Source organism: Flavobacterium tagetis (genome assembly GCF_016735615.1).
GTDB classification, from domain to species: domain Bacteria; phylum Bacteroidota; class Bacteroidia; order Flavobacteriales; family Flavobacteriaceae; genus Flavobacterium; species Flavobacterium tagetis.
In genome coordinates this window covers 347903-367600 of sequence record NZ_JAERSF010000003.1, presented here as the reverse complement: position 1 = coordinate 367600, position 19698 = coordinate 347903, and the positions used below count along the sequence as shown (strand labels likewise).

General features: G+C 32.8%; 15 protein-coding genes and 1 other RNA gene. 8 read left to right on the top strand and 8 right to left on the bottom strand.

All coding sequences use genetic code 11. The features are described from left to right. Positions 1 to 8 precede the first annotated feature (8 nt). Positions 9 to 3074 carry a SusC/RagA family TonB-linked outer membrane protein gene (locus tag JI750_RS15770; RefSeq protein WP_202004035.1) on the bottom strand — a complete coding sequence of 1022 codons (3066 nt, stop codon included), beginning with the start codon at positions 3072 to 3074 and terminating at the stop codon, positions 9 to 11. A gap of 277 nt (positions 3075 to 3351) precedes the next feature. On the opposite strand from JI750_RS15770, the gene JI750_RS15765 reads away from it, so the two are divergent. From JI750_RS15765 to JI750_RS15755, 3 genes are all read left to right on the top strand, one after another. Then, positions 3352 to 4404, top strand: coding sequence for a sensor histidine kinase (locus JI750_RS15765; protein WP_202004026.1), 1053 nt, complete (start codon positions 3352 to 3354; stop codon positions 4402 to 4404). Beyond that, a complete protein-coding gene (locus JI750_RS15760) occupies positions 4394 to 5095 on the top strand; it encodes a LytR/AlgR family response regulator transcription factor (protein ID WP_202004024.1) in 702 nt (233 codons plus the stop codon). The genes JI750_RS15765 and JI750_RS15760 overlap by 11 nt, the downstream gene beginning before the upstream one ends. A 175-nt stretch (positions 5096 to 5270) precedes the next feature. Then, positions 5271 to 6740: an MFS transporter gene (locus JI750_RS15755; protein WP_202004021.1), complete on the top strand. Its 1470-nt coding sequence runs from the start codon at positions 5271 to 5273 to the stop codon at positions 6738 to 6740. A 116-nt stretch (positions 6741 to 6856) separates the two neighbouring features. Here JI750_RS15755 and JI750_RS15750 read toward each other — a convergent pair whose 3' ends face one another. The 4 genes from JI750_RS15750 to ffs form a co-directional block, all read right to left on the bottom strand. Next, positions 6857 to 7354: a hypothetical protein gene (locus tag JI750_RS15750; RefSeq protein WP_202004018.1), complete on the bottom strand. Its 498-nt coding sequence runs from the start codon at positions 7352 to 7354 to the stop codon at positions 6857 to 6859. Between the two features lie 91 nt (positions 7355 to 7445). Next, positions 7446 to 8102, bottom strand: coding sequence for a fructose-6-phosphate aldolase (fsa, locus tag JI750_RS15745; protein ID WP_202004015.1), 657 nt, complete (start codon positions 8100 to 8102; stop codon positions 7446 to 7448). A gap of 243 nt (positions 8103 to 8345) precedes the next feature. Then, complete coding sequence (locus tag JI750_RS15740; protein ID WP_202004012.1) at positions 8346 to 9149, bottom strand: SDR family oxidoreductase; 804 nt, start codon at positions 9147 to 9149, stop codon at positions 8346 to 8348. Positions 9150 to 9299: 150 nt separating this feature from the next. Further along, an RNA gene (gene ffs, locus JI750_RS15735) (signal recognition particle sRNA small type) lies at positions 9300 to 9397 on the bottom strand. A gap of 88 nt (positions 9398 to 9485) precedes the next feature. On the opposite strand from ffs, the gene JI750_RS15730 reads away from it, so the two are divergent. The 3 genes from JI750_RS15730 (at position 9486) to JI750_RS15720 (ending at position 12469) form a co-directional block, all read left to right on the top strand. Continuing rightward, positions 9486 to 10538 carry a glutaminyl-peptide cyclotransferase gene (locus JI750_RS15730; RefSeq protein ID WP_202004009.1) on the top strand — a complete coding sequence of 351 codons (1053 nt, stop codon included), beginning with the start codon at positions 9486 to 9488 and terminating at the stop codon, positions 10536 to 10538. Positions 10539 to 10684: 146 nt separating this feature from the next. Next, entirely contained in the window at positions 10685 to 11923 is a 1239-nt protein-coding gene (hutI, locus tag JI750_RS15725; RefSeq protein ID WP_202004006.1) for an imidazolonepropionase, read from the top strand. 366 nt (positions 11924 to 12289) lie between these two features. Further along, positions 12290 to 12469: a hypothetical protein gene (locus JI750_RS15720; RefSeq protein WP_202004003.1), complete on the top strand. Its 180-nt coding sequence runs from the start codon at positions 12290 to 12292 to the stop codon at positions 12467 to 12469. A 257-nt stretch (positions 12470 to 12726) separates the two neighbouring features. Here the strand turns inward: JI750_RS15720 and JI750_RS15715 are convergent, their stop codons facing one another. Beyond that, positions 12727 to 13605: a DUF8428 domain-containing protein gene (locus JI750_RS15715; RefSeq protein ID WP_202004001.1), complete on the bottom strand. Its 879-nt coding sequence runs from the start codon at positions 13603 to 13605 to the stop codon at positions 12727 to 12729. Positions 13606 to 13703: 98 nt separating this feature from the next. On the opposite strand from JI750_RS15715, the gene JI750_RS15710 reads away from it, so the two are divergent. Beyond that, on the top strand, positions 13704 to 14741 hold the full coding sequence (locus JI750_RS15710; protein ID WP_202003998.1) for a formimidoylglutamase: 1038 nt from the start codon (positions 13704 to 13706) through the stop codon (positions 14739 to 14741). Positions 14742 to 14877: 136 nt separating this feature from the next. After that, positions 14878 to 16125 (top strand): DEAD/DEAH box helicase, encoded by a 1248-nt coding sequence (locus JI750_RS15705; RefSeq protein ID WP_202003995.1) that lies wholly within the window; start codon positions 14878 to 14880, stop codon positions 16123 to 16125. Here JI750_RS15705 and JI750_RS15700 read toward each other — a convergent pair. Together JI750_RS15700 and JI750_RS15695 are read right to left on the bottom strand one after the other, a co-directional pair. Further along, positions 16122 to 18305 (bottom strand): response regulator, encoded by a 2184-nt coding sequence (locus JI750_RS15700; RefSeq protein ID WP_202003992.1) that lies wholly within the window; start codon positions 18303 to 18305, stop codon positions 16122 to 16124. The genes JI750_RS15705 and JI750_RS15700 overlap by 4 nt on opposite strands. Before the next feature lie 124 nt (positions 18306 to 18429). Beyond that, positions 18430 to 19692, bottom strand: coding sequence for a dicarboxylate/amino acid:cation symporter (locus JI750_RS15695; protein WP_202003989.1), 1263 nt, complete (start codon positions 19690 to 19692; stop codon positions 18430 to 18432). Positions 19693 to 19698 lie beyond the last annotated feature (6 nt).

The window sequence follows — 19698 nt, the reverse complement described above, 5'->3', positions numbered from 1 at the left end:
TGTTTTAATTAGAAAGTTACATTTAAATTAAGACCAATACTTCTTGTTGATGGTAAACCATAAATATCAACTCCTTGTAAGCCCTGACCTGTACTTAAAGCAATGTTTGGATCGAATGGTGCATCTTTGTAAAAGAAGAATAAGTTTCTTGCGATTAATGATAAAGTTGCTGTATTAACAAATGGAATTGCTTTTTTGTTGAAAGTATATCCAAGTGAAACCTCTCTTAAACTAACGTTTGTTGCATCATACACATACTCAGCAGTAGCACCGTTAAGACCACCTACAGCTTCATAATATTTTTGAGCATCTATCTTAGTTACTTTCGTACCATCAGGCATAACTGCATTTACAGCAACACCACCAGCATTTCTAGCATCTCCAGATCTTTTTGATACTCCATAAAAATCATTCATACCTTCAGTAATACTCATTACATCTCCTCCAAAACGACCATCGATCAAGAAGTTAGCTGTGAAAGAACCAAATTTAAATGTATTTGACCAGCCTAACATAAAATCAGGGTTTGCATTACCTACTTCGTGGAAATCAGCTTCAACTGCTAAGTTTCCTTTATCATCTAAAACAATTTCCCCTTTATCATTTCTCACGATACCTTTTCCTTCAATAACACCAAATGGTCTTCCTTCAGTTAAAGAGTATCTGTAATTAATATTATTTACAGGAGTTAATGGAATTTGACCTCCTAATTCTGCTGGAATTTCTTTTACTTTATTTCTATTGTGAGAATAATTTACCATAGTTTCCCATGAGAATTTTTGCCCCTCAATAATTTTTCCGCTAACAACAAGCTCAAGTCCTTTATTTTCTATGCTACCAGCGTTTATTCCGTAGAAAGTATAACCGTATGGGTTTGTTGCTGGAGCAGGAACTTGGATGTATTGATTTTTAGTTTCTGAGTTATAGTAAGAAATTTCAAAACCTAATCTATTGTTGAACATTCTCCATTCAGTACCAAATTCAAATTCTGATTTTAATTCAGGTTTTAATCCTTCACCTGGTCTTGGCCCAACTACTGGAGGAATAATATTACCACCCTGGATAGTTGATTTTGGAGAAGTTACAAAAGCAGAAACGTCATTACCCACTTGAGCATAAGTTCCTCTCACTTTTCCGAAGTTAATCCATTCTGGCATTGTTGCCATTTCACTAATAAGAGCAGTAACCCCTACAGATGGATAAAAATAAGATGGAGTATCAGTATTTACTAAAGTAGAAGACCAATCATTACGTCCTGTAACATCTAAGTATAACATATTTTTATAACCAAAAGTTGCAGAAGCAAAAATTGACTGAACCTCTCTTGAAGAACCTGTAGCCTGAAGGCTTAAGTTATCTAAACCACTAGCATTTGCAAAATTCCCCAATGTAAACAAGTTAGCATTTACAAGTCCGCCAACAATACCAGAATCTAACGTAGTCTGTTGATTTGCTAATGTATTATTGATACTTGCTCCTACGATAGCATTAAAGCTAAAATCTTCGTTGAAATTAGTATTAATTTTAGCAATCAAATCTCCGTAACGTTGTGTGCTTAAATTACCAACATTTATATATCTACCGTTTATATTAGATAAAGAAGTATTAGTTGTAGCATAAATCTTTTTATCATAATCGTTTTCAACTCTGTTATAGCTATATCTTGCAGCAATGCTTAACCAATTGTTTGCTTTGTATTCTAAAGCTAAATTTCCATTGAAGAAATTATCTTTATCAATAGATTTATTTCTGTTGATTAGCCAATAAGGATTCTGAACATAAATATCAGCATTTGGTGCGCTGTAAAAGTTTTGACCGTATAGGTTTCTAGAAGGAATAAATGTTTCGAAATTATCTCTATAATAATTAAAGTCATTTCCTCTTTGGAACAAATAAACTCCCGTTAATGGGTTTGAGTAAAGTCCGTTTACAGGTCTGTTATTAATTGTTTGAGATGTATATTTTGCATCAGCAGAAACAGTCAATTTATTATTGAAAAATTTACCTGTCTGGCGAATTCCAAAGTTGTTTTTCTTTAAGCCGTTACCTTCAATAACTCCTGAAGCTGTAGTATTAGCGTAAGATATACTTGTTGAAGAAACATCAGATCCAGTTGTAAAAGCTGCAGAAGTAATTTGAGTAACTCCTGTACCAAAGAAGTCTTTTACAAAATCATTTGACTGTACTTTTCCTCCCCAAGATTTTTGTGCACCAGCAGTACCATATTCGTACTGAAATTCTGGTAATGAATGAACAGATTCAAAAGTAGTAACAGAAGAAATAGCTAAATTTCCAGTGTTCTCTTTAACTTTTTTAGAAGACAATAAAATAACTCCATTTGCTCCTTGAGATCCGTATAATACAGAAGCCGCTGCACCTTTAAGTACAGTCATTCCTTCGTAGTCGTCTGGATTAATCAAAGAAATAACATCTCCTCCGTCACGGTTACCTCCAGCAGTACTACCAAATGAATCATTTGAAGCATTTGTATTACCCTGTTGATTTGAAGTACCATTATACATAGGAATACCATCAATAACATAAAGCGGCTGGCTGTTCATGATAGAAGAGTTACCACGAATTACAACTTTTGTAGATCCTCCAGTACCACCAGAACTTTTTGTTACTGCAACACCCGCAACTTTACCTGCAATTGTATTAATAACGTTGGCATCTTTTACACGAGTCAACTCTTCTCCTTTAAGTTCCTGAGCTGCATAAGTCAAAGATTTTCTTGTTTTCTTAACACCTAAAGAAGTTACTACAACTTCGTTTAATGCATTTGAAGCTCCTTGAACCATCTTCACATTAATTGTAGAAGCGTCACCTACAGCTATCGTCTGAGTTTCTAGTCCTACATAAGTAAAAACCAAGCTCTGACCTTTTTGAACTTCAATAGTATACAATCCGTCAAAATCGGTAGTTGTTCCCTTTTGACCTCCTTGTACAGCAACAGAAGCTCCTGGTAATGGCATACCGTCAGAATCTGTAATCACACCTTTGACATTTTTTACTTGTGCAAGAGAAACTTGCGCCGTAAAAACAATCATAAAGATTAAGAAAATTTTTTTCATGTTTATTTTTATTTTGTTAGTTATGAAGTAAAATTATTCTTAAGGCATTGTTAAAAAAAATAAATTAAACCAACAGCAATAAAATTTAAACGAACGACATAAATCATTCAATAATACGCTTTACGAAAACGTTCTAATAGAAAAATTAAGCACCAATATCCTTTTTTTGCGAAATTTTATTCAAAAAAATTGGCTTTTAGCAGTTAATTGTTTAAAGTTGCACAATATTTCAGTATTGTTAAGAAAAACTAAAAATCCATAAAGAACTTAAAGCCAGTTGAAAGAAATAAGAAAAGTTAAATTTGACATTAAACTACAAAATCATATCTGGTTTTGGGGAGTATATTTTACTTTAAACTTTTTAAGATGGGGAGCTTATTTCAATGATTACCCGTATGCCTTTAAATCTAATTTGATTGAATTTTCACTGGTTATACCATTAGTATATCTAAATTTATTTGTTTTAGTTCCTAGATATGTACTTAAGCAAAAGTATATTATGTATACTTTTTTACTGCTTCTGAGTTTATTTGCCATTTATTTAGCTAAAACAGCACTTACTTATTACATTATATCTGAAAATATTTGGCCTGAAGCCAATAGAGAATACCATCCTTTTGAAATTAATCACATAGTTGCCGTTTGCATTGGAGAGTTGTACGTATTGGCAATGGCTTCATCAGTTTATCTTACACTAACATGGCTAAGAGAGCGTGAAAGAAATAGATCTTTAAGAGAAAACCAATTTAAAATTAAACTTAAGTATCTTGAAAACCAGATTCAGCCTCATTTTTTCTTCAATACCTTAAACAATCTGTATGCTTTATCATTAGAGTCTTCAAAGAAAGTTCCAGATGTAATCATCAAACTTTCCAATTTGATGGAATACGTTTTATATGATGTTAAAGGAACTAAATTTGTTCCGTTGATAAAGGAAATCGATTATATCCAGAATTATATTGAAATTGAAAAGCTCCGTTTTGAAAATGTTGAAGTAACCATTAATTTAGAATCGAATATTGATGATGTAGTTGTTCCGCCACTGATCTTTATTTCTTTAGTCGAAAATGCTTTCAAACATGGCGGTTTAAATAACAAAAATTTAAAAATAAAAATCAACTGTAAAGTTATCGACAACAAAATACTCGATTTTGAAATCTTAAATAATTTTGTAATTTCACAAAATCATAATCCAAAAAAAGGAATTGGATTGGTAAATACAAAAAAAAGACTAAAACTGATTTACAAAAATAATTTTAGTCTTAAACACCAGACCAAACTAAATTTCTATATAATTAGATTACAAATACCTACTCAGAATGAAAATTAAATGTGTGTTAATTGATGATGAGCCTTTAGCGATTAAAGTTCTAGAAAATTATTTTACCAATTTTACAGACTTTGAAGTTGTAGGAACATTCACTAACTCTTTAGAGGCGCTCGATTTTATAAACAGTACTCCTGTCGATGCCGTCTTTTTAGACATTAACATGCCAATGATGACAGGTTTTGAACTTATCAGCCTCATCGAAAATAAAACGAAAGTCATCATTACCACTGCTTTTAGAGAATTTGCAGCCGAAAGTTATGATTTGGATGTATTAGATTATTTGGTAAAACCAATTCCGTTGCCAAGATTCATAAAATGCATTAATAAAATCACCACCGAATACAATCTCAAAAACAATATTAAGGTCGAAACAGCAAAAGGCGATTCACATATTTTTATCAAAGTCGATAAAAAAATGATGAAAATTAATATTGAAGAAATTCTATTCGTTGAAGGAATGAAAGAATATATCAAAGTGGTCACACCAGATAAAACTTATATTACTCATAAATCTCTTACATCACTATCAGAAGAATTACCTGCAGATCGTTTCCTTAGAATACATAAATCTTATGTAATTGCTCTAAATAAAGTAAAATCTATAGAAGGAAACCGCGTTCAAATACAATCTTACAACATTCCGATAGGCAGAAACTACAGCAAAGAGGTAAAAAACAAGATATTGGAATAAAATATAATTACGAATTACATTTTCTAAGTAGGTTAAAATTAACACTTTGTTGAAAAAACATAGTCGTTGGTTTAAATTTAACATTATTTATACCTTTTTATTTTTTTTTGATAATCCTAACAAATATATTTACGGTCTTCAAAAAACAATAAAATAAAAAATTAACCTTATTATTATGAGTTCAGAAAATGTGCAAACCAAATGGGGGCAATTTATCTCTTTGATAATCGTCTTCTTCTTTTGGGGTTTTGTTGGATCTGCCAATGATATCCTGATTCCAGTATTCAAAAAAGTATTTACGTTATCGCAAGTACAATCTCAATTAGTAGCATGGGCTTTCTATGCAGCTTATTTTGTTGGATCAATTATATTCTTTATCGTTTCTTTAAAAGTAGACGTTTTACAAAAATACGGCTACAAAAGAACCTTATCTGCAGGATTAATTTTGTCTGCTGTAGGTTCATTTTTATTCGTTCCAGCAGCTACAATTCAAAGTTTCCCTTTCTTCTTAACAGCTTTATTTACAGTGGGATTAGGATTCTCAATTCAGCAAATTGTAGCAAACCCATTAGCTATTAAAATGGGAAGTCCAGAAACTGGAGCGCACCGTTTAACACTTGCAGGAGGAATCAACTCTTTTGGAACAACAATCGGAGCTATTTTATTAGGTATCGCTTTATTCGGAATGGGAGACAACAAAAAAACAGCTCTTTCATTAGAAGATATTAAATTGCCATTCATCATTTTAGGTCTTGCATTTATCGCTGTTGCCGTTTTTATGAATTTTTCTAAAATTGAAGATCCAGTAAAAGAGGAAGAAGCAATCATCAAAGACAAACACAGCAGTTTTAATATCCTTGACTATCCGCAATTATATTTGGGAATGTTAGGGATTTTTATTTATGTTGGAACTGAGGTAACTATCATTAGTAATTTACCTGCGTTATTACACACTCACGAATTCGGAAACATATTAGAAGACGCAGTAGCACCATTTATTGCTCTTTATTGGGGAAGTTTAATGATTGGTCGTTGGAACGGTGGAGCAAACGTGTTTAACACTTCAAACTTAGTAAATACGGCTCTTAAATTTATCGTACCAGCTGCAGCATTTGGAGTAATCATTGGAGCTAATATCTTTGCCGCTCACGATGTTTCTTCATTCTACATCTACCCATTCTGGATTTTACTATTTATTGCAGTAAGTTTTGTTGGTGGTAAAAACGCTGGAAAAACATTAATGCTTTTCGGAATTTCAGGATTAACTATGATGGCATTAGGATTAGCTTGGCCAGACCCAGAAATCGCTAAATTCTTCTTTATCTCTGGAGGATTATTCCTATCTATCATGTGGCCTTCAATCTTCGATTTAGCAATCGCTGGATTAGGAAAAAACACAGGAAAGGCATCATCTTTCTTAATCATGATGATTCTTGGAGGTGGAGTAATTCCGTTATTGCAAGGAAGTATCTGTGATTTAGACGCTACAAATCCAGACGGAATTTTCGGCATTACATACACACATTTCTCTTATATCATACCACTTCTTGGTTTTGCTTATTTAGGATTCTACGGTTTCTATTGCCCTAAAATTCTAAAAAGACAAGGAATCAGCCATATCGAAAGCGCTGGTGGCGGACACTAAAAATTAAAAAACTCCAATATATAAAAATCCAAATTCCAATTTACTATCGGAATTTGGATTTTTTTTTATCGTAAAGCAAAAGCCTTAGAAACTTAGTATCTTAGAATCTTAGAACCTTACTTCGCATTAATAATATTGCTCAAATTCTTCTTAAAAACAGCCTTGTTTTGAGCCGTTAAAACATAAACAACATCTTTGTCGGCATGAACAATTACCTTGTCAATATCGGCATTTAAAAGTGCTTGCGGGTCTTTTATTTTCAAAGTGCAGGCTCCGTCAAAAAAGCCGTCATCTTCTATTGTTTTTCTTGCTTCTATTTTTGTTCCATCACTTAAAACAGCCGAGATAGTCATCTCACTGTTTAATGTTTTCGAATAAAATCCGTCCATTACCAATAAAAGACGGTAAGAGTTTTTCAATTCCGGACCTTTAAATTCGTGCCTTGTAATGTTATACCGAAGCCCCTTAGCAAGAGTTTGAAATTTAACAGAACAATCCAATTCATAAGTAGCAACATCGCCCGCTTCATTTACTGAAGTGATGACTTTAGCGGCCTGAGCGTTTACAGAAAAACTCGCTACAAAAAAAGACAACATAAATAAGACAACTTTCATATTTAACTATTTAAGATTCAATATAAAAGTAAAAAAAATCGCCTTTTCTCGTTAGAAAAAAGGCGATTTAAATTTTGCAAATATCTGAGGATTATTTATTTCCTTTTTCAAAGTCAGCAACAAACTGAGCCAAACCGATATCTGTCAATGGGTGTTTCAATAAACCGTAAATTGCAGAAAGTGGTCCTGTCATAACATCAGCACCAATTTTAGCACAGTTTACAATATGCATTGTGTGACGTACAGAAGCTGCTAAAATTTGAGTTTCGTAACCGTAGTTATCATAAACCTCTCTAATTTCCTGAATTAAATTCAATCCGTCAGTAGAAACATCATCTAAACGGCCAACAAACGGAGAAACATAAGTAGCTCCAGCTTTAGCAGCCAAAATAGCTTGTCCTACAGAGAAAACAAGAGTTACGTTAGTTTTAATTCCTTTATCAGAAAAATATTTAGCTGCCATAACACCTTCCTTAGTCATAGGAAGTTTTACAACAATCTGCTCATGCAATTCAGCTAGCTCCTCGCCTTCTTTAACCATACCTTCAAAGTCAAGAGCGTTAACTTCTGCACTTACATCACCATCAACAAGATTGCAAATGTCAACATAATGCTTAAGGATATTGTTTTTTCCAGTGATTCCTTCTTTTGCCATTAATGACGGATTAGTCGTCACACCATCCAAAACACCTAAAGCTTGTGCTTCTTTAATTTGAGCTAAATTAGCTGTGTCAATAAAAAATTTCATAATTTATATTATTTAAATTGTGTTGATTTATTCTGGGCGTGACCATATTTGCAAAAGGCGCACTCATCAGAACGTTTATAAGCGCCTTTCTCAAATCTGGTCGGGCTATCCGCACTACTTCGGTAGTCTGCTCCTATCCCTCACGCAAACGCAGGTGCAAAATTACGAAATCAATACCAATAACAATTTCAAAAATTAAATCAATTTGTGATTTAAATCTAAAATCAAGTAATTAATTGCGATTTATAACTTATAATGATTCATAAGCATCTTCTCATACATTTTATCTGGAAGTGCACGTTTCAATACAATCGAAAACTTCTGCATAAAAGCACCAACTTTATAATGCACATTTGGTTTTTTAGTCTGAATAATTTTGTAAACAGCCTCAGCCATTTCATTTGGATTACTTCCTGCATCAACATGATCATTCATTGTTGCCAGAACTTCACCATAAACCTTTTCATAAGCGGAATCTTTAATAACTGGCGCATGATAGCGTCCAGCAGCAATATTCGTCGCAAAATCTCCAGGCGCAACATTTGTAATTTCAATTCCAAAAGACTTCACTTCCATTCTCAAAGCTTCTGTGATTAATTCTAAAGCTCCTTTTGAAGCCGAATAAACACTTCTGTACGGAAGTCCCATATAACCAGCAATTGAAGTTATATTGATGATAAGTCCAGAATTTTGTTTACGCATCTGCGGAAGCGCAGCTTTCATGACTTCAATCGGACCAAAAAAGTTCGTTTCAAAATTGTTTCGAATTTCTTCTGTCGGAATTTCTTCAAGAGGCCCTGTAATTCCAACTCCAGCATTGTTGATCACAATATCCAATCTTCCAGAAGTTTCAATAATTTTATTTACAGCGTTTTTAATAGAATCAGAATTTCTGACATCTAAAGCCACCAAAGGAAAAACTGAATTTAAAACTTTCTCAGGATTTCTGCTTGTTCCGTATACAATAAAACCTTTTTGATGTAAAAACTCTCCAATAGATTTTCCAATTCCTGATGATCCTCCGGTAATTAAAACGACTTTACTCATTTCTAAGTTAGATGTTAAATGTTATAAGTTAAATATGATTATCTAATGAGTAGAATTTAACGTTGTCGGTTTAACTTCTAACTCCTGAAAGGTCCAAAAATAAAAAAATCCTCCTGAAAGGAAGATTACAAAACTAATTAAATTCTAAAAAAATGGCAAGCGACCTACATCGCACCGCTCAACCACGTACCCTTGCTATGTTCCCATCCTGGGGGAGTCTGCAGGAGCTGGTCGTGTAGGACTTGCCGGTGCAAATATACAACCTTTTTATATTTTTGCAAGACCTTTGCGGCAATAAAAATATCGTCGTATATTGCCTTATTCAAATTTTAAACTATGAAAAAATATAACTTCCTAGCTGTCATTTTATTAGGAATCACATTAATTGGATGTAAAGAGAAAAATAAAGGTGAAAATTCTTTATTTACTATCGATGATTCTGCATTTCCGGCTCATCTTACCCAAAAAGAAGCGCTTAATATCGGAATTTTAAACCCAAATTCGAAAGAAATCGACAGTGTTGCCTACTTCATAAACGACAAAAGAGTCGGAGGAAAAAAGGGTGCCGAAAACTTTAGATTTGAATTAATAGATCAAAAATTAGGATACCAATACTTAAAAGCTACGGTATATTTTGGTGGAGATTCTTCTGACGCAACTAAAAGAATTGAGGTCGTTTCAGATATCGAACCTAAATTGTTAAAATATAAAGTTGTAAATACTTTTCCTCACGACAAAAAAGCTTTTACAGAAGGTTTAGAGTTTTATAAAGACACTTTATATGAAAGCACTGGACAAGAAGGAGCATCTTTTGTAAAAAAATACGATTATAAAACAGGTAAAGTTTACAAACAAATAGATCTTGACCAACAATATTTTGGAGAAGGAATTACATTTATAAATGATAAATTATTCCAATTGACGTATAAAAACAAAAAAGGATTTATTTACAACGCAAAAACTTTAAAACTTGAAAAAACCTTTGACTACGAAAAAGATATTGAAGGTTGGGGAATGACAAATGACGGAAAACATATTTACCAAACTGATGGAACGGAAAAAATTTGGAAAGTTGACCCTGCTACTCAAAAAATGATTGATTACATCAATGTTTATTCGGGAGAATCTAAAATTAAAGCCGTTAATGAAATCGAATGGATCAATGGGAAGATCTATGCAAATGTGTGGTTTAAAGATGCTATTGCTGTCGTAAATCCTAATTCGGGAGCTGTTGAAGCCATTTTAAATTTATCTGATTTAAGAAAAACAATGACAGACATTACAAAAGATGATGTTTTAAACGGTATTGCATACAATCCTAAAACTAAAACCATTTTTGTAACGGGTAAAAACTGGAGCAAAATGTTCGAAATTACCGTTTCTGAATAAAGATAATAATATTGAATTTTTAAAATTCTAAATTCCAATCTGACACAAATTTCATAAATTTTCACTCATTCATAAGTGAAAATTTGTGACTCGACCGAAGGGAATAGACGAAGCAAATTTGTGTTTTTACATATATCCCACAAAAAATGACAACATTAATCATAAACATACAAGAGTTATTACAAGTTCGCGAAACTTCTATCACTAAAGTTTCGGGTGCGGAAATGGCCAAACTTCCAACAATTAAAAATGCTTTTTTGGTATTAAAAGACAATTTAATTGAAGATTTCGGCTCAATGGATAATCTTCCAGAAATCAAAGCTGCTAAAATTATTGATGCAACTGGAAAAGTTGTTCTTCCGTCTTGGTGCGACAGCCACACGCATATTGTTTATGCAGGAAATCGCGAGCAAGAATTTGTAGACCGAATCAATGGCCTTTCTTATGAAGAAATAGCCAATCGTGGTGGTGGAATTTTAAATTCGGCTAAAAAACTAAACGAAACTTCTGAAGAAGAAATTTATGAGCAATCTAAAGTTCGTTTAGAAGAAGTAATGCATTTGGGAACTGGTGCTGTAGAAATTAAATCGGGTTACGGATTAACGGTCGATGGGGAATTGAAAATGCTTCGTGTAATTAAAAAATTGGCAGAAAACCATCCTATCGCCATCAAAGCTACATTTCTAGGCGCACATGCTTTTCCTTTACATTACAAAAACGATAAAGCAGGCTATCTTGACGAAATGATTAACGAAATGCTACCAGAAATATCAAAAAACAAACTAGCAGATTACGTAGATGTTTTCTGCGAAAGCGGTTATTTTTCTGTAGAAGAAACCGAAAAAATAATGGAAGCAGGTTTGGCCTTTGGCTTGAAACCAAAAATTCATGTCAATCAATTTAATTCTATTGGCGGAATTCAGGCTGGCGTTAAATTTAACGCACTTTCTGTAGATCATCTTGAAATTATGAACCCAGAAGATATTGAAGCCTTAAAAGATACCGAAACAATGCCTGTTGCTTTGCCTTCTTGCTCTTATTTTTTAAGCATTCCGTACACGCCTGCCCGAGAAATGATAAAAGCTGGTTTACCTCTAGCCTTAGCAACAGATTTTAACCCTGGTTCTACTCCATCAGGAAATATGAATTTTGTTGTAGCAACAGCCTGCATCAAAATGAAAATGACGCCAGAAGAAGCAATTAATGCAGCAACCATAAACGGCGCCTACGCAATGGGACTTTCAGAAACACACGGAAGTATCACAAAAGGCAAAAAAGCCAATCTGATTCTAACAAAACCAATTTCCTCTTATTACCAAATTCCTTACGCTTTTGGAAGCAATCTTATAGAATCTGTTTTCATTGAAGGTGAAATTTTAAAATAATTCAGTGGGTGAAATAGAATAAAATAAGGTAAGATACCCACTTTACATCAAACAAAGGACAAACTTAAAATGCAACAATATGAAATGAAAGCCTCTTTAATTAGAGGTTTTTTTATTTACTATATTTGAACAAAAACAAATATGGAAATCTTTATAGGTATAGCAGGACTTCTTATTGCTTGGTTAACATATAAGAAAACTTTTCACTCAAAACCTGATGAAGAAAGAAATAATTTGTTAGGTATTTTTCTAACCACGCAAAAACTTCATTAAGAAGTTCAATCTCTTCTGCAAAAATACATAGACGATAATAATGGAGCTGAACATTTTATTTATCCTGACATAACTTTTCAACGTTTATTGGATATGTATAAACAAGGTTTTGAAAAAGATTTATCTGATAAAGTTTATGAGGAATTAAAAAATAATCAAAATTATACTAAAAGCAATATTGGTACTTTTCAAAATCAGATTGATATACAACATAATGCATTATTGCAATTTCGCAATCAATTGCTGTTTTTACAAGCAACCACCAACGAATAGATTCTAGTTAAAGAAGCATACTTACTTAAAATAATTTAATCTAATCTGCAAAATCTAATTTAGATCAACCAAAATCTTTTTACATCTGCGTAAAAAAAATTCTATGCGCAAAATGTTTCACGCAGATGTAAAAAGATTATGGCAGATATATACAGATTAAATTGAAAAAATCACCACACATTATCCCATAAAAAAAGGCCTGTGAAAAAATCACAGACCTTTAATATCTTAGTGGTATTTTATTCCCTTTGGCAAAATTATCTTAAACTGAAACTAGTTTTAGAAACTAACTCATCATTATCAAATACATTGATAAAATAAGTTCCTTTAGCAAAATCTTTTCCTGGAAGATCTTCACTTACTTGTACAGTTTTATTTTCATACTTAACTGTAGTTTTAAAACTATAAGTTAATGTGTTATCTCCAAAACTTTCTGTTTTCTTTTCTCCCAAAACATTGTTTTTAGCATCAATAACTTGAACATAATACGTTTTATCTCCAGATTTTGCAATTTGATTTTCTGCAATTGTAAAACTAACTTTCAAAACATCAGCACGGCTTGCTTTATCAGTTTCGATTTGTTTTCCTGAGCTTTTCAATTTGTAAGCTGAAGTTTTAGTATTTAATACAGATAATTTAGAACCTTTTTCTACAGTTTTAGCTAGTTCTTCATTTTGACCAACTAATACTTCGTTGTATTTCTTAGATTCTCCTAAAACTACAATAGTACTATCTCTTTGAGTAGTTAAAACACCATTTTGTTTTTTCAACTCATCGTTTTCAGCAACCAAAGTTTTCATTTTGCTCTGCATTGCTTGAACTTGAGATCTGTATTTAGAAACATCTCCTTTAGACTTGTTCAAATCATCCATTAAAGCCACTACTTTATCTCTTTCTTGGATTAATTCGTCAGACATTGAAGTGTTTTCAGCAATTGCAGCATCATAAGTCGCTTTTAACTCCTGTAAATCTTTCATTACAGATTCTTTTTCTGTCAAAGTTGTTGTAAGCTCAGTTTTAACTACTTCTGTATCAGAAGATAATTTAAAAATATACACTAAACTACCGATCAGTAGGACTGCTAAAACTGCGATTACCGCCTTTAGACTTGAATTGTTGTTCTTTGGGTTTTCCATATTTAAATAATTTTCTTTAATAACAAATTTAAGAATTAATATAAGGTAATAACGTAAGTTTCTACAATTATATTATTTTTGGAAAATAAATTTTTTTCATGGAAAAATTAATCCCTTTCACTATAAATGATTTAGCCAAAGTTACAAATCATAGAAGTGGTGAAATAAAGTTCGGAGAAAAGATGATTGTCATTCCGCCAGGAGCTGACAAAGTTAATTTTCTCAAAGAAAGTGAAGCAAAATATGTTCTTTTAGGAATTCCTGAAGATATTGGTGTGCGCGCCAATTACGGAAGGCCTGGAGCTGCTTCAGCATGGCAATGTGCCATAAAAAGCATTGCAAACATTCAGCATAATAGATTTTGTAAAGGAAGCAACATCATTGTTTTAGGACAAATTAATGTTGCAAATGAAATGCGCGAAGTAGAAAATCTTGATTTTAATGATATTGACGATCGTTCAAAATTAAGCCAGCTCGTTGAAAAAATAGACAAAGAAGTGTCTCATATCATCTTTACCATAATTAAAGCTGGAAAAACGCCAATTATTATCGGAGGAGGCCATAATAATGCATACGGAAATATTAAAGGTGCCGCTCTTGCGAAAGGAAAACCTGTAAACGCTGTAAACTTTGACGCACACTCTGACTTTAGGATTTTAGAAGGTCGTCATAGCGGAAATGGATTTTCATACGCTTATGAAGAAGGTTTTTTAAAGAAATATTTCATTTTTGGACTTCACGAAAATTACACTTCCAAAAGCGTTTTGGACATTATAAAAAAATTGGAGGATCGTGTTCGATATAACACCTATGACAGCGTCAATATTAGAAAAGAAAAAGACTTTAACCGTGAAATGATTACGGCTTTGGATTTTATTAAAAATGATGCTTTCGGAATCGAAGTCGACCTAGACGCAATTCCAAACATTGCCAGCAGTGCCATGACAATTAGCGGATTTTCTGTCGAAGAATTGAGACAGTTTGTTTCATTCTTTGGAGAACATAAGCACGCTACATATCTGCACATTTGCGAAGGCGCACCAGATTTAGACAATTCTCCAAACAATAATTTAATAGGTAAATTGATTGGCTATTTGGTAACCGATTTTATCAAAGCGAATATCGAACCAGCTTGATTATAAATATCCTATTTGATTAAGCCGTAAGGACTGTTTGCCAAATAAAAGCAAATTCAAACAAACGATTGGACGAATAAACATATCTTTGCACAGCATTTTAGTTATTAAAACTGAAATACTAAATACCAAAGATATGTTATTCGAAGATCTATCACTTTCAAAAAGTATACAAAAAGCCGTATTTGAAGAAGGCTACTTAAATCCGACTCCAATTCAGGAAAAATCAATTCCGATTGTATTAGAAGGGCGTGATTTAATTGGCTGTGCACAGACAGGAACAGGAAAAACGGCAGCATTTGCTATTCCAATCATACATCAATTACACCGAATTGTCGGTTCATCAAAAAAAGCAAAAGTGATTCGTGCGCTTGTGGTTACGCCTACTCGCGAACTAGCAGTGCAGATCGGTCAAAGTTTTGACACTTATGCAAAATACACCAACTTAACGCAGCTGACTATTTTCGGAGGAGTTTCTCAGAATCCGCAAGTAGATGCTTTAAAAAATGGAGTTGATATTTTAGTTGCCACTCCAGGACGTTTATTAGACCTTCATAAACAAGGTTTTCTTGATTTAAATCATTTGCACACTTTAGTACTAGATGAAGCCGATCAGATGCTGGATATGGGTTTTATAAACGATGTCAAAAAAATCGTAAAACTGACTCCTAAAAACAGACAAACGTTACTTTTCTCTGCAACAATGCCAATTGCAATTCGCGAACTTGCAGAAATGTTTCTTCAAGATCCAGAAAAAGTTGAAGTTTCTCCAGTTTCTTCTACAGCAGAAAATGTCGAACAGCGCATTTATTTTGTTGATAAAACAGAAAAAAGAAACTTGCTTTATAGCTTAATAAAAGAGGAAAACTTATCAAACGTACTTGTTTTTTCGAGAACAAAACACGGTGCTGACAATGTTGTAAAAGCGCTTCGTAAAAAAGATATTCCTGCTGAGGCAATTCACGGAGACAAATCGCAAAATGCAAGACAAAGAGTTCTTGACGCTTTTAAAAATAAAGAAGTTGGCGTTTTGGTTGCAACCGATATCGCGGCACGAGGAATTGACATTGAGCAATTGCCGTATGTAATCAATTTTGATTTGCCTAATATTCCTGAAACTTATGTTCACCGAATTGGGCGTACAGGTCGCGCAGGAAATGGCGGAATTGCAATTTCTTTCTGCGGAAAAGATGAACTCCCTTACTGGAAAGACATTCAAAAATTAATAAAAGTTGACGTAAAAACGATTGCAGATCATCCGTATCAATGGCATTCTGGAAGTCCAGAAGCTGGAGAAAAACCTAAAAGCTCAAACAGAAGCGGTGGAGCTCACAAATCGAGAAAATCAACAAACGCTAAAAAAAACAAAAAACGCTGGTATTAAACAGCGTTTTTTTCTTTTATAAGGAAATTGATTATTTTAAATAATTTAACTGGTTCAAAAGGTTTAATAATAATATCATTCATTCCTGAAGAAATTGCTTCATCTGTAATTTCATCTTTATCAAAAGCCGTCAAAGCGACAATTGGAGTTTCTATACCTTGAAGACGTATTCGTTTGGTTGTTTCAAATCCGTTCATTAAAGGCATATTAATATCCATTAAAATCAAATCGAACGTTTCATTTTCCAAAGCTTTAAGCGCTGCAAAACCATCATCGACTACCTTACAGGAATAATTATTCTTTTCGATAATCTTTTTAGTCACAAGCTGATTAATCAAGTTATCTTCGACTACTAAAATTTTATAAACCTCACTTGAAGTCAAGTCAACTTCAATTTCATCAATAATACTTTTCGTTTTCGCTAAATCATGCTCAAAGGCAATTGTAAAAGAAAATGCAGTTCCTTTTCCTAAATCACTGTCCAAAGTAATGGTGCTTCCAAAAAGTCCTAAAAGTCTTTTTACAATACTAAGTCCTAAACCTGTACCTTGATAATCTTCATCTTTTCGACCAACTTGAACAAACTTTTCAAAAATTTTGTTTTGGTCTACCACTGCGATTCCTATTCCGTTGTCTTTTATCAAAAAATCTAAATAATGGAGCTTTCCTTCTACTTTATTAAGTTTTACAATAATTTCAACTTGCCCGTCTTTGGTAAATTTCAATGCATTGCTGACCAAGTTCATTAAAATCTGGGCCAAACGCAATTTATCTCCAATTAAATATTCTGGAATATGAGAATCTATATCAATAGAAATGCTATTATTGTTTTTCTGAGAAAGAAAAGAAAGAGAGTTCTTGATTACCGTAATTTCATCAGAAATATTAAAAGTCAAGCTCTCCAAAACGATTTTGTTTTCTTCAATCTTATTAATCTGTAAAATATCATTTACCAGAGACAATAAATATCTTGCAGAAAATTTTAATGAACTTAAATGCTGGCTTCTTGATATCTCTTTGTGTTCTTCGAGCAACATATTAGTAATGCCCACAACACCATAAAGTGGGGTGCGCAATTCATGACTTATAGTCGATATAAATTGTGTTTTAAGCAAAGAGGCTTCTTCTGCAATTTCTTTCGCTTTAAGAAGCTCTAAATTATGTTTTTTCTTGTATCTGATGTTCTTTATCAGGGTAACTATCAAAATTAAAAGAATCAGCGAAATCAAAATAAAAAGAATTACAATGATTTTTGATTTTCTTAAACTTTGAGATTGCTCTACTTTTTCTCCCTCAACTTTATCAATCTGCCTTTTGTATTCATCCAATTCTAAACTTAAACCAGCTTGAGAAGCTTTTTTAATTTTCTTAACATCGTATAGTTTAGCCGAAAGATCATAATGTTTAACAAGTGCATCGTACGCCTCTCTATGCCTATTGGTTTTATTTAAAAAATGTGAATATTCTAAGTAAGCACGTGACAGATCTATTTTCTCCTGACATTTTTTGCCCGATTCAATAGCACTCAAAAAATAAGCATTAGCTTCCTTACTATCATTTTTATAACTAGAGTAAATACCATTCAACATAGCAACAATAACCTCTGTTGATTCGTCATTATACTTTATTTTAGTACTGTTTACATACTTTAAAAAGAGATAACCCTGATTGTAATTTCCAATATCAAAATAAGCCCATGCAATATTTACGTTTGTAAAATAAACCTCTTTTAAATCATTTATTTTCAAAGCATAAGCTACTGCTTTTTTATAACTCCGAATTCCTTCATCAAATTGTTCTTTTCCAAAACAATACATGTTTCCTAAATTATTATAAAGGTTACATTTTAAGGAATCGTTATTAGTTTTATTAGCATAATACAAACCTTTTTTATAGAAAAAAATGGCTTTATCATACTCTTCCAATTCATTATAATTTGCAGCTATAATATTATACGAACGAGCTGTAAGGCAATAATCTTTTATTGCTGTCGCAGCATTTAAAGCAACTCTGGAATAGATGAGTGATTTTTCGAAGTTAGATTCTCTAAAATTTAAAAGCGCTTTCTTTACATTCTTATCAATTTTAGGATCGAGGTTACAATTAGATTGCGCGATTGCTGAATTGGCAAAGCAATTCAGAACCAATAGAAAAAGTAAAAAAATCCGTTTGTGGGGCATTAATCGGCTAATTTGATCAAATATACACTTTAAAATAAAAAAAAGCTGTATTTCATAAAAAAATACAGCTTTTCAAATATTATTTCAATAACTGGATAAAAAAATTAAAATCTCAGTTCTTTTATTATTCTTTATTGTTTTCCCATTGTCCTACAACAGATGTTGCTAATGCATTTCCTAATACATTAGTAGCACTTCTAAACATATCGCAGAAATGGTCAATTGGAAGAATTAAAGCAATTCCCTCAATCGGAATATCAAACATTCCGCAAGTTGCCGCAACTACAACCAAACTCGCTCTTGGCACACCTGCAATACCTTTACTCGTAAGCATTAAAACTAAAAGCATCGCCATTTGAGTTCCTAAATCTAAATGCACATTGTAGAATTGAGCAATAAAAATACTTGCAAAAGTCATGTACATCATACTTCCGTCAAGATTAAACGAATACCCAAGAGGAAGCATAAAAGAAACAATTTTATCTTTTACACCAAAACCTTCTAATTCTTCAGTCAATTTTGGAAATACAGCTTCACTACTTGTTGTTCCAAAAGCAATCGCCAAAGGCCCAGTAATACGTCTTAATAATTCAGTCATTCTTCCTTTAAGGAAAATATAACCAATGGCAATTAAAATAACCCAGAGAGTACTGATACCAATTAAAAACGAACCGAAAAATTTAAAGTAAGTAATAACCAATTCTTCTGCATCTCTAATGGCAAACACACCTGCAATGGCTCCAAAAACTCCAATTGGCGCAAACTTCATTACATAGTTTACCATTTTCAAAACAACGTGCGATAACTTATCGAAAGCACCAATAATTGGTTTTACGGTATCTCCTAAAGAAGCAGCTGCCAATCCGAAGAAGATTGAGAAAACTACAATCTGCAGAATTTCATTAGTTGCCATAGCTTCGACAATACTTTTTGGCACAATATGCTCAACGAAATTATCAAAAGATAGATTTTGTGTTTTACCTGTAACTTCAGAAGCCGCTGCCATATCAACGTGATCTAATTTTAGACCAACGCCCGGTTGCAAAACATTTACATAAAACAATCCAATTAAAAGAGAAATAAATGACGCTGTAAAAAACCAGCCAATGGCTTTTCCTCCAATTCTTCCAACGGTTTTAATATCTCCCAATTTTGCAATTCCAACCACCAAAGTTGTAAAAACCAATGGAGAAATAATCATTTGCACCAAACGAATAAAGATGGTCGCCAGCATCTTAATTTTATTGCTAAATGCCTGCGCTGCTTCGGGTGAAATACTATTGTGCAATATAATTCCTAAAATGGCTCCTAGAACCATCGCAATTATAATTTGCCCTGTTAATCCCGAAAGAAATGATTGTTTTTTAGTTTCTGTAACTTCTTGCATTAAATT